The 13,336-nt window shown below is 61.2% G+C and carries 9 protein-coding genes; 5 read left to right on the plus strand and 4 right to left on the minus strand.

The features are described from left to right. The first annotated feature begins 49 nt into the window (after positions 1-49). Positions 50-787, plus strand: coding sequence for a ComF family protein (locus MFF34_RS08570; protein WP_238212832.1), 738 nt, complete (start codon positions 50-52; stop codon positions 785-787). A gap of 26 nt (positions 788-813) precedes the next feature. After that, complete coding sequence (locus MFF34_RS08575; RefSeq protein ID WP_238212432.1) at positions 814-1,578, plus strand: TOBE domain-containing protein; 765 nt, start codon at positions 814-816, stop codon at positions 1,576-1,578. A 1-nt stretch (position 1,579) separates the two neighbouring features. Here the strand turns inward: MFF34_RS08575 and MFF34_RS08580 are convergent, their stop codons facing one another. Both MFF34_RS08580 and MFF34_RS08585 read right to left on the minus strand, forming a co-directional pair. Next, positions 1,580-2,923, minus strand: a complete 1,344-nt coding sequence (locus MFF34_RS08580; RefSeq protein WP_238212434.1) for a DUF1552 domain-containing protein — start codon at positions 2,921-2,923, stop codon at positions 1,580-1,582. A 1-nt stretch (position 2,924) separates the two neighbouring features. After that, positions 2,925-7,028 (minus strand): DUF1588 domain-containing protein, encoded by a 4,104-nt coding sequence (locus MFF34_RS08585; RefSeq protein WP_238212437.1) that lies wholly within the window; start codon positions 7,026-7,028, stop codon positions 2,925-2,927. 307 nt (positions 7,029-7,335) lie between these two features. Here MFF34_RS08585 and MFF34_RS08590 point away from each other — a divergent pair, with 307 nt between their 5' ends. Beyond that, positions 7,336-8,310, plus strand: coding sequence for a serine/threonine protein kinase (locus MFF34_RS08590; protein WP_027594344.1), 975 nt, complete (start codon positions 7,336-7,338; stop codon positions 8,308-8,310). A gap of 64 nt (positions 8,311-8,374) precedes the next feature. Beyond that, entirely contained in the window at positions 8,375-9,262 is an 888-nt protein-coding gene (gene rarD / locus MFF34_RS08595) for an EamA family transporter RarD (RefSeq protein WP_085274054.1), read from the plus strand. 331 nt (positions 9,263-9,593) lie between these two features. On the opposite strand, the gene MFF34_RS08600 is transcribed toward rarD, so the two are convergent. Then, positions 9,594-10,112 (minus strand): glycine cleavage system protein R, encoded by a 519-nt coding sequence (locus tag MFF34_RS08600; RefSeq protein ID WP_027594342.1) that lies wholly within the window; start codon positions 10,110-10,112, stop codon positions 9,594-9,596. A gap of 453 nt (positions 10,113-10,565) precedes the next feature. On the opposite strand from MFF34_RS08600, the gene MFF34_RS08605 reads away from it, so the two are divergent. Then, the gene (locus MFF34_RS08605; protein ID WP_027594341.1) at positions 10,566-12,743 is read left to right on the plus strand and encodes a malate synthase G; all 2,178 of its coding nucleotides are present in this window, start codon (positions 10,566-10,568) and stop codon (positions 12,741-12,743) included. A gap of 130 nt (positions 12,744-12,873) precedes the next feature. Here MFF34_RS08605 and MFF34_RS08610 read toward each other — a convergent pair whose 3' ends face one another. Then, complete coding sequence (locus tag MFF34_RS08610; RefSeq protein WP_238212439.1) at positions 12,874-13,323, minus strand: response regulator; 450 nt, start codon at positions 13,321-13,323, stop codon at positions 12,874-12,876. Positions 13,324-13,336 lie beyond the last annotated feature (13 nt).

Here is a 13,336-nt window from a genome sequence, read left to right on the forward strand (position 1 = left end):
GAAAGCCCGCCAGCGCATCACGGATAGCTCGCATAGTCATGGAAGGCCTATGAACTGTCAACCTTGGATAAAAGCACTGGTTTACAATTGTACGATTATTAACCATAGCTGTTTGCTGTGCGATGAAACTGCCGAACAGCCCTACCCTTTATGCGTCGCATGCGAGCAGGAGCTGCCGTGGTTAAGTGAATACTGCCTGCGCTGTGCGCTGCCGCTACCAATGGCCGAGCTTACCTGTGCCCAGTGCAGCCGCCGCGCACCGGCCTTCGATCAGGTCGTCGCGCTTTGGCATTACGGCTTCCCTGCGGATACGCTGATCAGCCGTTTCAAGCACAACCGCCAATGGCCGCTGGGGCTTTTGATGGCCGAAATGTTGAGCCATGACCTGCAGCATCGCTACGCGGAAGGCTTGGCCAGGCCTGACCTGCTGTTACCCGTACCACTGGCCAGGCGTCGACAGCGCGAGCGCGGTTTCAACCAGGCCGGCATGTTGGCGCGCTGGCTGTCGAAGCGCCTGGCAATCAGCTTCAACGAGCGCTTGCTGCAGCGCACACGCGACACACCCGCGCAGCAAAGCCTGGATGCCAAGGCGCGTCGGCGTAATCTGCAGCGGGCCTTTGCCCTGATTGAAGCGGGCGCATTCAAGGGCCTGCATGTGGCCGTGGTTGATGACGTGCTGACCACCGGGGCCACCGCACAGGCCATTGCCACACTGCTGCGAGAGGCCGGTGCGCGACGGGTCGATGTGTATTGCCTGGCACGCACGGCAAAACCGGGGCAAGCTTGACGGGTCAGTCTCAGATAGGCGCCATCATGTCCCTGCCCGCTCTCCTCACCCAGCACATCGCCCGCCGCCCGCAACGCATTGCCTTGCTCCAGCACATCGCCGAGCAAGGCTCGATCACCCGCGCCGCCAAGGCTGCCGGCATCAGCTACAAAGCCGCCTGGGACGCCATTGATGAGCTCAACAACCTGGCCAGCCAGCCGCTGGTCGAGCGCAGCACCGGCGGGCGTGGCGGCGGTGGCGCACGCCTGTCGGCCGAAGGCGAGCGGGTGCTGCGGCTGTACCAGCGTTTGCAGGCCTTGCAGGCACAGATCCTGGAAGCGGCCGAAGACTCCAGCGACCTCGACCTGCTCGGGCGTTTGATGTTGCGCACCAGCGCCCGCAACCAGCTGCAAGGCCAGGTCAGCGCATTGCGCAGGGAGGGGCGCCATGACCGCGTCAGCCTGGCACTGGGCGGCGGGCTGGAGATAGAAGCCTTGATCACCCGCGGCAGTACCGAGCGTTTGGAGCTGAGCTTGGGCACCATGGTAGTGGCGTTGCTCAAGGCCGGATGGGTTCAACTGCTGGGGGCTGATGATGAGCCGGAGCCAGGCAGTAATTGCCTGACGGCTTGTATCGAGGAAGTCCTGGCTGAGGAAGGGGGCAGCAGTGAATTGCGCATGGCACTGGGCAATGGCCAGACGCTGTGTGCACTCGTCGAAACAGCGTGGCTGGCCCAGCAGGGCTTGAAGGCGGGTGACGAGGCCAGGGTGCAGTTTCACCCCTCCTTCGTCCTGCTGGGGGTGCCGGTCTAGGTCAGGTTACGTTGGTGAAGATGCCAGTCACCGGCGACACGTTGCCGGCATAAGGAACCGAGGTGCCAGCGGCCAGCGCAATCGTCGACCAGATGCGCTGCATGTCGACAAACCTGAGTTTTGCATCCGAGTACAATTCCCGATCCCACTGGCTCTTGATACTGAAATAGCGGCCATTTCCGCTGCCATTGCGCAGAAGGCCACTGGCACCACCCATGAGTACCATAGGCATGTTCATCATGTGCTCTGGCGCGCCGTCGGCCATTTCGCTGGTGAAGACCACCAAGGTGTGTTTGAGCAGATTGTCGCCTGGCACATCAGGATCGCTGTAGCGAGCCAGTTCATCCATGAATAGTTTCACCTGCCGCGTGTACCACTGCCTGGAGCCTCTCCAAACCTCCTCGCCGGCGTAGCGGTGGGCACAGTCATGGGGGTTGGTGCTGGCACTCACATCAAGAATGTTCAGCGACTCAGCCGAGCGCCCGACCTGCACGGTGGCCACTCGGGTCACGCCGCAGCTCAATGCTGCGGCCACAACCTTGTGATGGCCGGCCTGCACTTGATTGCGGTACTGCGCTGACTTGATTGGGTGATCTTCCAACGATAGAGGCTCGCATACCGATGGCACCGCCTCCTCCAAATCGTTGGCAAGCTGTTCAAGAGCATCCAGGTGGGTGACCAGTTTTTCCCGCTGCGCACCACCCAAACGCCCTCTGAGTTCTGCGATATCGGCGCGGATCAGGTCGAGAACATGGGCATTGCGAGTTTGACGATTGCGCACCTCGCGGGAAGTCGCGCCAAATACCGACTCGTAAAGACGCACGGGGTTCTGCTGGGGCGTCCTGATCCTGCTCTCATCCCACGACACATACCAGGGCGTGTCGTCGATACCCGCATGCGGGCCAGCAAACAGGCTGCGATGGATTGGCTGAGTTCCAGGCATCGCATCTCCCAGAATCTTGTCTATGGAACTCATTTGCCCCTTGTTATCACGCAATGCGTAGTTCCAGGCACCATGACCGCCCTGCCCCGAGGCTACGATGATGCCCTGCAAGTACAGTGACTGGTCGCGATAAGCAGCCAACTCCTGACTGACTGCGTTTAGCTCGAAGTTCGTGGTGTCATCACTTACCGCACGTGGAAACCACAGGCCGTCACCGTAGCCGCCGTTGTACGAGTCAACTGCCAAGCCGTCCGGCACGATGAAGAACACCACTTTCAGACGGGGCACCTGCCGCTCCCCCTGCAGCAGAAATTGAGCAAACCCACTGCTGCTAAGCGGCAACAGCGTACCCGCCGCAGCCAATTGCATCAGGAAACGCCGGCGGCTCTTCAGGATATCCATGTCAATTCTCCTCTTGGCGCTTGAGGAACACAGGTGAGGTAGCCAGCTCGCGAATCATCTGGATCAACGAACCGTTGGTCTTGAGCGATTCGGCGGCAGACTTCAACGTGCCAACCGACCCTGCAGAAACTTTGTTGCCGAACATGAAGCGGAAATAGCTGTCGGCCATGCAGGTTTGCGCCGTCAGGTTAGTGGGCAGCAGCCGAGCGATATCGCGCACATTGTGGACATTCGCCCAATTCTCCAGGCCCGTGTTGCTGATGAACGGCCCCGAGGCGTCAACCTTCAACTGCACCGGGAACTGCGCATGGTTGTAAGCCGGCTCAGTTTCCCGGTAGCGCCCGGACGCATCGTAGTTTTCCATGCTGGAACCGGTGTCGTTCATGTACTTGTGGCACTGCCAGCAACGTCCCTCCGAGGCTTGCTCACCGTTGACCAGGTCCCAACGTTCGCGGGTTGTGATCGCCCTTGGCGGATACTGCGGCTCTTGCGGGTCGGCATCGACCGGCGCACCGAACGCCCGGCACAGCAGCTGTTCACGAATCATGATGCCGCGCTTGACCAGAGAGGTAGCCTGGTAGTCAGAGGTGGCCGCCTGGGTAGCGCCCAGGTGCAACAGCCCCCCCCTTCGCTCATCGACCGTGACCTTACGCATGTCGTCGCCGGTCACTCCGGCAATCCCGTACTGTTCTGCCAACCTTTGATTGAGGAAGGTATACCCAGGGTTGAACAGTGCATTGAATGCCCCGCCGCTCTTGAGCACCTCACCCACCAGACGTGCCTGCTCCTGCCGCATGCTCTGGATGACCTCAGGCTCCAGCCCGGGCTTTTCCTGGATGTCGCGGCTGGTCTTGATGTAGTAGCTGATGAAGCGGTTGAACTGTGCGATGCCCTGCTCACTCATCAGCATCTGCTGAGCCAGCGTACCCATCTGCTCGGGCGTCTCGAGCTGACCTTGTTCGGCCATGCGCATGAGTTCTTCACTCGGCGTAGTACCCAGCATTGCGTAAGAAAGCGCTGTCGCTCGTTCGTTGGCGGTCAACTGATAGGTGCCGGATGTCCGGCCATCTGTTACGCCCAATTCAGAGCGATACAGGAAGTGAGGTGACAACAGCAGTGCGGCGACCAGCGAGGCATCATCATGGTCAGCCTTCACGGCTGCATACCTGCCGAGCTCTTCCGGGCTCAGTGGCCGTCGGAAGACGCGATGGCCGAGGCTTTCGACGCTCTGTTTAGCCAGCCATTGCGGGTCGACCTTGCCTGCCACACTCCACGCCGCGTCATACAGCATCTTCAGGTCTTCGGCGTTGATCATCCCCAGATCTGCCTCCCCGACATACTTGAATTCTTTATCAAACTTGTCGGCCGGCAACGTATCGGCCTGCACGTGCACGGCAAACAGGTCGTGCACGCTGTTCACATACTCGTCACGGGTCAGCAAGCGCAGTTGCCGCTTGCCGAATGCTTGCCCAGGGTCCAGATAGCCAGCCCACAACTCGTCGTAGAAGTAGTCGGCAATCTGCCCCGAGCAAGACGCATCGCAATGCCCGCTCACGCTCATGCCAAGAATCTGCTGTACCAGGGATTCCTTGCCCGCCAGGCTCCAGTTGATGGCCTTGTTGGCGTCCTGGAAGTACTGCACGGTGTGGCACTTCGCACAGGCGGTCGCCACGACCTGCTTGCCGAGTTCGGCGACGTGCTGGTAGCGCATCTGCACTTTCACCGCATCCCGGCTTTCTTCATCGATGTTCACGACCTTTTGGGTCGGCTCTGGCAGTTCGCCCTGGTAGTACGGGAAGTTGAATTTGTGCTCGCCGACTGGCAGCAGCACGTCCTGGGAGCTGCCCCATGGCACCTTGATAACCTGCGCCTCGCCGTCGCTGATCAGGGTGACTTCCCACTGCGCCGGCGCCTCGCCACTGAATGCAGCCTTGTCCGGTGCAACCACGGTGGCCTTGACGGGTTGGAACGGTGGCCGTTCGATGTAGGCGAGTTGCACTAACTGCGCGTCCGGCGAGTCGCTCAGCGTCACCTGTTGATGGCGCTGGCTGGGTATCAGCTCACCGACGTTGTCCAGCGTGACCGTATACGTGCCGGCAGCCAGGCCCTTGATGCTCAGTGGCGACTCACCCCAGGCGACATCGAAACGCCGGCTGCGCCCATCGCTGCCCTTGAGCGTGCCACTGATCATCAGTGGCCGAACCTCGGGGATTGGCGCCGCAGTGGGTTGCAGTTTGAGCAGGCTCTTGCCCACCACCTGCCCCATGTCGAAGGTGATGCGATAGATCACCCCGGCCAAGTCGTCAGACACCAACAGCGAGTTGTCGCTCAACGGCAACATGTCGGCTGGGCGGCCCAGGCATGAGTCGTCCAGGCAATACACATTGAAGTGCTCCGTCGAGCCGCCCCATCCCGTTACCAGCGGGATCTGGTTGATAACCTCACGTCCGTCCTTGACCGTGAGCATGCGCAGTTCCATGCCTGGGCTGGCTTTGGTCCCCGTCCCATGCACGGCCACCAGCAGGCGCTGCAGATTGTCGCCATCGTTGTAGAACCCTTCCCAGAACTCGATGCCCAGCGGCGCGGTGTTGCTGCCCAGTTCATAGGCGGGCGCCTCATAATCTTCAGGCTTGAGCAGGTGCAATGGCTTGTCCGAAACGATCGCCCCATCGGCCAATGGCGGCACGATGGAGCCTGGCTCCTGGTATTCCTCCTGGGTAAACCCAGGCACATCGCGGCCGTAGAAATACGGCACGCCGAAATGCTGCCCTTCCTGGCTGATCAGGTTGACTTCGTCGGAGTTCAGGTAGCCCTGCCGGTTGTTATCGGTGAACCAGATTTTGCCGTCCGGGTGCCAGGTGAAGCCGACCGCGTTGCGCACGCCCTTGGCCAGCACCCGGGAGGTGCCGTTTTCGATGTCATAGCGCAGGACAGTGCCGTAACGCCCATCTGGCGGAATGATGCAGGTATTGCAGGGGATACCGACGGCGGTATAGAGGCCCTTGTCCGATGGATCGATCGGGTTGAAGTGCAAAGGATGCTTTTGGTGCCAGATACGCTGACCAGGCCGCCCCAGCGGGAAATCGGCTTCGTCGGCAGGGAAGTTCATCACCACCTCAGGCTTAGCATCACGATAGTGCTCATCGACATTGCGCACCCGATACAACTTGCCGGAGGTCGAGAAATACAGGTCGCCATCGCGGTACACCACGCCATGCGGCTCTTCCAGCCCTGAGGCCAGCAAATACACCCCTGTTGGCTTACCGGCCTCGTCCAGCGGGATCGCATAGATGAACCCTGCTGTGCGCGCTTCATAGGTGTAGACGGGGATGGCACTGGAGCCGACGTAGAGCACCCGATTGCCCATCGCCATCTGCCGCGGTTGATACAGGCCGCTGGCGAACAGCTCCACCTTCACACCTGGCAGCGTCACCAGCCGGCTCAGGTCCAGTGGCTGGCGAAACTTGACCTCGAAGCTGATCTTCTCTGGCGTGTCAGGTTTGAATTCGACCTGGGTAGGCGTGGTCAGCGGCAGGTAACCCTGCGCTTCGTTCATGATCAGGTCGTACTTGCAGGCAGGAAGGTCAGGCAAAGTCAGCACTTCATCGGAACGCCCGGTGAACGGAATCGTCTCTTTTTTGCAGCGCAGCACGCCAGTGACCTCGAGGTTGCGCCGCCCTCCCAGCCCGACCCCTTTCGTCGATGCCGTGAACGGTACCTTGCCCGTCACTGTGCTGAATGACAGTTCCAGTGTGTTGGTCTGGGGCTGAGCATAACAAGCACCGAGGTCGTTCCACGCATCGCGCCAGAGCTCGCTACCGTTGAATGCCTCACCCGGGGAGTAAGGTGGCTGATTACACCACTGCCAGGCACCGACAGTGCCTTCTCTGTCGTTTTTGCATTGGAAGGCCCTGCCAACATTGGTCACCAAACTGTCCTGGCTGTAGGGGGTTTCTCCAGCGGCGGGCTTTTCATAGGCAGGCGCTTGGCACTGTTCAGGCGTTGCCTGTCGTGTTTTCGAGCGCTCCTGCGAAGGTGCGAGGCTCATGTATCCCACCAGGCTTATCAGCAGTGCAGCAAGACCGAACGCAGCAAGACGGCGCATGAATCGTCTCCTTGTCGAAGCCACCCCGCGCACAGGCGCAGGTGACAACCGCCCCGGTGCGCCAGCGGCCAATATGACCAAGCGAATCCGGGATCTCTGAACCGTTCGTGCGCGACTGCCAATATGCGAGAGCGATGAGCAGGACGGTAAACCAGCATCCTTTTTGTGGGTACTGGCAGAAATGCTAGGTACTCGGTAAGTGGGCGGCGCTTGATTGCTTGCGCCTGCGAACCGATTGAGGGAGGCTGGACGCTCAGAGCGTCATTACAATGCGGGCGCTATGCCCCATTCCCCCTGCGGAGCTTTCATGTCCCACCCCTTCGACACCCTCACCCCCGACCTGGTCCTGGACGCCGTTGAAAGCATTGGCTTTCTCAGCGACGCCCGGATCCTGGCCCTGAACAGCTACGAGAACCGCGTCTATCAGGTGGGCATCGAAGACTCGCAGCCGCTGATCGCCAAGTTCTACCGCCCAGGCCGCTGGAGCGATGAGGCCATTCTCGAAGAGCACCGCTTCACCGCTGAGCTTGCCGATTGTGAAGTGCCGGTGGTCGCGCCTCTGCAACATGACGGCCGCACGCTGTTCGAGCACCAGGGTTTTCGCTTCACCCTGTTCCCCCGCCGCGGCGGCCATGCCCCGGAGCCCGGCAACCTCGACCAGCTGTATCGCCTCGGCCAGTTGCTCGGCCGCCTGCACGCCGTAGCCGCGACACGCCCGTTTGAGCACCGCGAAGCATTGGCTGTGGACAACTTTGGCCACGCGTCACTGCAAACCCTGCTCGAGGGCAACTTCGTACCGCGGGAATTGCTACCTGCTTTCGAGTCGGTCGCCCGCGACCTGCTGAAACGGGTCGAGGACATCTACGCGCGCACCCCGCACAAAGTGATGCGCCTGCACGGCGACCTGCACCCCGGCAACCTGATGCATCGCGACGAGGTCTATCACGTCGTCGACCTCGACGACTGCCGCATGGGCCCAGCGGTGCAAGACCTGTGGATGATGCTCGCCGGCAGCCGCGAGGAACGCCTCGGCCAACTGGCAGAGCTGATCGACGGCTACAACGAGTTCCACGACTTCGACCCACGCGAGTTGCCCCTGATCGAGCCCTTGCGAGCTTTGCGCCAGCTGCACCACAGCGCCTGGCTGGCCCGTCGCTGGGACGACCCGGCATTCCCACGCAGCTTCCCTTGGTTTGGCCAACCGCGCTACTGGGGCGACCAGATTCTCGCACTGCGCGAGCAGATGGCGGCCCTTGATGAACAACCACTGAAATTGTTCTAGATGTGTGCTGACCTCTGTCTACAATAGGCGTCGCTTTATTTAGCTACCTAAGCAAGGATTCTGCATGCACGCCGCAAACCCGCAACGCGGGTACATCCTAGGCCTCAGCGCCTACATCATTTGGGGCCTGTTCCCCCTGTACTTCAAGGCAATCCAAAGCGTCCCCGCCGTGGAGATCATCGTCCACCGGGTGCTCTGGTCAGCGTTGTTCGGTTCGCTGCTGCTACTGGTATGGAAGCACCCAGGCTGGTGGCGCGAACTGCGCGACAACCCGCGCAGGCTGGCCATCCTCGCCCTGAGCGGCGCGCTGATCGCGGGTAACTGGCTGACGTATGTGTGGTCGGTGAACAACGGCCGCATGCTCGAAGCCAGCCTGGGCTACTACATCAACCCGCTGATCAACGTGTTGCTGGGCATGCTCATCCTCGGCGAGCGCCTGCGCCGCCTGCAATGGCTGGCGGTGGCCATGGCGGCCGTGGGGGTGGCCCAGCAGGTGTGGCAAGTGGGCAGCCTGCCCTGGGTGTCGCTGGTGCTGGCGCTGAGCTTCGGCTTTTATGGGTTGATCCGCAAACAGGCGCCGGTGGCAGCGCTGCCGGGCCTGGTGGTGGAAACCTGGATGTTGGTGCCGCTGGCCCTTGGCTGGATGTTGCTGCACCCCGCTGCCCTGAGCGCACAGGGCGCGTTCTACACCAGCAGTGAAGCGTTGTGGTTGATGGCGGCAGGGCCAGTGACCCTGGTACCGCTGGTGTGCTTCAACGCCGCCGCACGCCACTTGCCGTATACCACCTTGGGCTTCCTGCAGTACCTGGCGCCGACGCTGGTATTGCTGCAGGCAGTGTTGCTGTTTGACGAGCATTTGTCGTCGAGCACGCTGGTGGCGTTCATGTTCATCTGGGCGGGTTTGGCGATTTATAGCGTCGATGCCTGGTTGAATTTACGCAAACGCGCCTGATCAAAAAATGATCAAAACTCTGCAAGGTACGCCAGCCGTGGCTTGCAGAGACATCTCCAGAGGTTATCCACACCCTCGTCCCCGTGCTTTGTGCACAAGCCGCTGATATTTGGGTGTTTTTTGATCAAAACCTTGCAAGGCGCATGTTACCTGGGCTGGAGAGGTACGCCCCCAGGTTATCCACAGGGCCGTACCTGTGAAGTGGGGGATAACCCTGGGGTCCGCTTCGCGGCCCATTCGCAGCACAAGGCTGCTCCTACAGAGGTTGCGTGGTACCTGTAGGAGCTGGCTTGCCTGCGATGGGGCGCGAAGCGGCCCCGGCATTTCCAGTTCAATCCTCCGCCCGCAACTCCAACTCCACCATCAAATCATCCGCCAAGCTCTCCAACCGCTGCCGCAGCTCATCCAGCGACAACGTCAACGGCAGCGCCAACAGCGCATTGGCATGAAACAGCGGCTCGCTGCTCATCGGTGCAGGCCGCACTTCGGTGGTAAAGCGCTCCAGGTTCACCCCAAGCTCGGCCAGCAGCCGGGTGATATCACGCACGATCCCCGGCCGGTCATTGCCCACTAGCTCCATGGCGATCGGCTTCCAGGTGCACGAGGGCTCGATGCCGCTCTCGGCAATCAACACGCGAATGTCATACCGCGCCAAGCCCTGCAACGACGCCACCAGCTCTGTGTAATTTTCTGCCGGCACCGCCACCCGCAAGATGCCGGCAAACTGCCCGGCCATGCGTGACATGCGGCTTTCCAGCCAGTTGCCGCTGTGGTCGGCGATGCATTGGGCAATGCGTTCGACCTGGCCGGCCTTGTCAGGGGCAATCACAGTGAGTACAAGATGATCCACAAGCCCTTCCTCTGCGTCGAACCGCGCTGGGCGGCGATAAACCGGGGGATCGATTGAGTATAGGCAAGGCGCGGCAACCTGCCGCAGGGCAATCGACATAACGAATCGTGTACTGTTTCAAGATTTATCTGGAACAATCCACCTGTTTTTTGCGAACATACCCACTCCCAGCGTGACCATACGCGACCAACGGGTCGCACAACGACGCTTTTAGTCTGATTTTGCCCCGCCTACTGCTTCATGTAGTATCCCGTGGCGCGGACTACAAAACGTCGTTTGGATGTCTGCCAAGGCGCCTGTGAAAATACGCACACTGCCCGCCAGCCCGTCTGGCAGGCCGCACCCAGCCGCCCTAGGGTTCATTCACCCAGGGCACGCACTGGTGCCGTGTTTAGAGAAGCGCTACAGGCTTAATACAGAAGAGCGAAATAGCTGAGCAGAGTGAGGCAAGCAATGACTGGATACGTTCAAGTCGGTGGCCTTCAGGTCGCCAAGGTCCTGTACGACTTCGTGAACAACGAAGCCATCCCAGGGACCGGCATCGTCGCCGAGCAGTTCTGGGCAGGTGCAGAGAAGATCATCAATGACCTCGCTCCAAAGAACAAAGCCCTGCTCGCCAAGCGCGACGAGCTGCAAGCCAAGATCGACGCCTGGCACCAGGCACGCAAAGGCCAGGCCCATGACGCCGTAGCCTACAAAAGCTTCCTCCAGGAAATCGGCTATCTGCTGCCACAAGCCGACGATTTCCAGGCCACCACACAAAACGTGGACGAAGAAATCGCCCGCATGGCCGGCCCGCAGCTGGTCGTGCCGGTGATGAACGCCCGTTTCGCCCTAAACGCCGCCAACGCCCGCTGGGGCTCGCTCTACGACGCCCTGTATGGCACCGATGCCATCAGCGATGAAGGCGGCGCCGAGAAAGGCCAGGGTTACAACAAAGCGCGTGGCGACAAGGTCATCGCCTTCGCCCGCGCCTTCCTCGACGAAGCCGCGCCACTGGCTGCGGGCTCGCATGTCGACTCCACCGCCTACAGCATCCAGGGCGGCAAGCTGGTGGTCGCCCTCAAGGGTGGCAGCAACAGCGGCCTGCGTGATGACGCACAACTGATCGGCTTCGTCGGTGACGCCGCCGCACCGACCGCCGTGCTGCTCAAGCACAACGGCCTGCACTTCGAAATCCAGGTCGATGCCAGCACCCCGGTCGGCAGCACCGATGCCGCCGGCGTCAAAGACATCCTGATGGAATCGGCACTGACCACCATCATGGACTGCGAAGACTCGGTTGCGGCTGTAGACGCCGATGACAAGGTCATCGTCTACCGCAACTGGCTGGGCCTGATGAAAGGCGACCTGGCCGAAAGCGTGAACAAGGGTGGCAAGACCTTCACCCGTACCATGAACCCAGACCGCGAGTACGCTGCGCCTAACGGTGGCAGCGTCACCCTGCACGGTCGTTCGCTGTTGTTCGTACGCAACGTGGGTCACCTGATGACCAACCCGGCGGTCCTCGATGCCCAGGGCAACGAAATCCCGGAAGGTATCCAGGACGGGCTGTTCACCAACCTGATCGCCCTGCACAACCTCAACGGCAACACCAGCCGCAAGAACACCCGCACCGGCAGCGTGTACATCGTCAAGCCGAAGATGCACGGCCCTGAAGAAGTGGCCTTTGCCGCCGAAATCTTCAGCCAGGTCGAAGACCTGCTGGGCATGCCGCGCAACACCGTCAAGGTCGGCATCATGGACGAGGAGCGCCGCACCACGGTCAACCTCAAGTCCTGCATCAAGGCAGCCGCCGAGCGCGTAGCGTTCATCAACACCGGCTTCCTCGACCGCACCGGTGACGAAATCCACACCTCCATGGAGGCCGGCGCTGTCGTGCGCAAAGGCGCCATGAAGAACGAGAAGTGGATCGGCGCTTACGAGAACAACAACGTCGACGTCGGCCTGGCCACCGGCCTGCAAGGCCGTGCGCAGATCGGCAAAGGCATGTGGGCCATGCCCGACCTGATGGCCGCCATGCTCGAGCAGAAGATCGCTCACCCGCTGGCCGGCGCCAACACCGCCTGGGTACCTTCGCCGACTGCCGCGACCCTGCATGCCCTGCACTACCACAAGGTCGATGTGCAGGCACGTCAGCGCGAGCTGGCTACGCGCACCCCGGCGTCGGTCGACGACATCCTGGCCATCCCGCTGGCCGCCGACACCAACTGGTCGGACGAAGAGATCCGCAACGAGCTGGACAACAACGCCCAAGGCATTCTCGGTTACGTGGTGCGCTGGATCGATCAGGGCGTGGGTTGCTCGAAAGTGCCGGACATCAACAACGTCGGCCTGATGGAAGACCGCGCCACCCTGCGCATCTCGGCCCAGTTGCTGGCCAACTGGCTGCGCCATGGCGTGGTCAGCGAGGCGCAGGTGCTGGAAAGCCTCAAGCGCATGGCGGTGGTGGTTGACCAGCAGAACGCCAGCGACGCCCTGTACCGCCCGATGGCGCCGAACTTCGACGATAACGTCGCATTCCAGGCCGCTGTAGAGCTGGTGATCGAAGGTGGCAAGCAGCCGAACGGTTATACCGAGCCGGTACTGCACCGCCGTCGTCGCGAGTTCAAGGCGCGTAACGGGCTGTAAATCGCAAGGGGCCGCTGTGCGGCCCATTCGCGGGCAAGCCCGCTCCCACAGGTACCCCACTCAGCTCGAATGCGTTGGGGTACGTGTGGGAGCGGGCTTGCCCGCGAATGCTATGGCACAAGCAACCGACCTACTTGAGCCCTAACTCTTTCTTTACCAGCCCCAGCAGTTTCCCCAGATCCACCGGCTTCAACAGAAAGTCCACCACCCCCAGGTGCATCACATCCACCGCCTCTTTCACATCGGTGTCGCCCGACACCACGATGATCGACAACGCCGCCCGCTCCGTCTCGCGCACCTGCCGGATCAGCTCCAGGCCATCCTTGGGTTCCATGCGCAGGTCGGTGATCATCAAGGCGATCCTTGGCTCGTAATACAGCTTGAACATGGCCTCCTGGGCACCGTCAGCCGTCATGCAGTCGATGCCTCTGCTTTTCAGGTACAGGCACAAGGCCTCGCTATTCACTGGATTATCATCCACCACCAGCACCACCGGTCGGGGCGCAACAGGCGCACTTACCACGGCCAGTGCCTCGCGTTCGGCGTCACTCAGGAGGTCGTCATGCTCAACCATGGTCATCTCGTCAAAAAGT

It is taken from the genome of Pseudomonas sp. PAGU 2196, from assembly GCF_022179005.1.
GTDB classification, from domain to species: domain Bacteria; phylum Pseudomonadota; class Gammaproteobacteria; order Pseudomonadales; family Pseudomonadaceae; genus Aquipseudomonas; species Aquipseudomonas kermanshahensis.